Source organism: Streptomyces sp. NPDC002130 (assembly GCF_040296465.1).
GTDB lineage: Bacteria > Actinomycetota > Actinomycetes > Streptomycetales > Streptomycetaceae > Streptomyces.
On sequence record NZ_JBEOXI010001198.1, the window covers coordinates 1 to 1082 of the forward strand.

Genomic DNA, 1082 nt, shown 5'->3' on the forward strand with positions numbered 1-1082 from the left:
AACGATGTGCGCAGGAAGGACGCCCGGGCCGCAGGAAAGTAACCATGATTGTCTTTTGTGGATACGCCAACAACGATGTGACGGTACATGTCCCACACGTACCGGTACTCGGGGAGCGCGTTCAGGCAACGGCCATCAGTCAGATCGACGGTGGAATGAATGCAAATGCTGCGGTATCCGCGGCCAGAATGGGCGCGCAGGTGATCTTTGCCGGTGCCGTGGGCCCGGACGCGCGGTCCACCGAGTTTCTCGAAGCCCTGGAGGCAGATGGCGTCGACACCAGTTGGTCGCCGCGAGATGCGTTCCTGTCGACGGCAGTAGTTCTCATCGCGCAGGACGGCGATCGCTCCATCATCAGCCAGGACGACCCGAACGATGCCGAACGCATCGGTGTTGTGGTCACCCGCTTGGCCGCTGCCGGCGGTGGACGGCTGTTCCTGGACGGATACCGGGCAGAGTTTCTGCCTGACGTACTGCCGGGAAGCGTAAGTCTGGTAATCGATCTGGACGGTTGTGAAAACAAAGCCGCGGCACTGCGCGCGTTCGCTCTGGCCGACCACGTCGTGGTAGGGCGTGCCCTGTGGGAAGGCGAGTTCGGAATCGCTTTCGATCAGTGGCAGACGCTGGCCGCCGAGCACAACACCCACCTGCTGGTGACCGACGGCTCGCGAGGTTGGACACTGGCCACACCGGACGGCGAGGTGACGAGCGAACCGGCAGTAGTGGTCGACGTCGTCGATGCAGTCGGGGCCGGTGATTGCTTCGGCGGTACGTACATCGCTTTTGTCGACGCCGGGCGCTCACCGGTGGACGCCGCACGACTCGCTGGGGCATCGGCTGCATTGGCGTGCGCCACCGCCGGCCCCCGCGGATGCCCCACCCGAGATGAATTGGACAGCTTCACAGCAACATTGACCCCTCACACCCTTTTGGAGACTCGATGATGAAACGTGCATTGCCTCTGGCGCTGGGAGCTGCAGTTGCGCTCACGCTGACCCCCGTGAGGGTTGTACGTGCCGGGCATCACTTTCACGCCGACCGTCGCCGTTGCCGGTCTACCCGCGTCAGGCAGCACAGTCGAT

At 63.4% G+C, this 1082-nt stretch carries 1 protein-coding gene; it reads left to right on the plus strand.

Annotation, left to right across the window (positions count from 1 at the left end; all coding sequences use genetic code 11):
- Nucleotides 1-944: carbohydrate kinase family protein (locus tag ABT116_RS49615; RefSeq protein WP_351648306.1), on the plus strand; the 944-nt coding region annotated here is incomplete at its 5' end.
- Nucleotides 945-1082: the final 138 nt, after the last annotated feature.